The organism is Sphingomonas sp. NCPPB 2930 (assembly GCF_042867205.1).
Classification (GTDB): Bacteria; Pseudomonadota; Alphaproteobacteria; order Sphingomonadales; family Sphingomonadaceae; genus Sphingomonas.
Genome location: NZ_JBHZQU010000071.1, coordinates 1 through 548 on the forward strand (window position 1 = coordinate 1; position 548 = coordinate 548).

The 548-nt window shown below is 31.0% G+C and carries 1 protein-coding gene; it reads right to left on the reverse strand.

All coding sequences use genetic code 11. The annotated features are described in order from the left end of the window. Nucleotides 1–266 (reverse strand): hypothetical protein (locus ACFX59_RS18425; RefSeq protein WP_387434537.1); only part of this gene is annotated, 266 nt, incomplete at its 3' end. Nucleotides 267–548: the final 282 nt, after the last annotated feature.

Consider the following 548-nt stretch of genomic DNA (forward strand, 5'->3'; position numbering starts at 1 on the left):
GCTATACTAACCACAATGAGATGAGCCGTTAAGAATTCTGCCATAATATGAAAAGAAGGTTTTCTATTTTTCTGCTTCTCTTTTTCTGAAACGGATATATGTGGGTTAGAGTCAATTACCTTATTTTTATATGTTTGCCATGCATTCTTATATTTATCTATTGGAGTAGAGTTATCAAAAGATTGAATAGCACTCTCAGGGTAAGTTTCAAATTCATAGTCTGATTCTAATACAGAATCTTTCGCTTTAATCTTAATTATTGACATATTCATGTTCCTTTTGTTTATAAACATCACACTGTATAGTGTATTTGAGCAATTGAATCTGTGATTCAACATGGCAACAACTTCCTATGTATTTCATGTAATCATAGGACTTTTCAACTATATTTTTTATTATTTCATACAATATAGTTACTCCTTTCTAGTAATTGAAAGGAACTTCATAACATCTGATTTCTTATAAAAAACTTTGCGAGTTCCTTCTATTGGTGGACAGTATCTGGTTAACCCCAAACGCTCCCATTCATGCAGAGTTACTAAACTAAT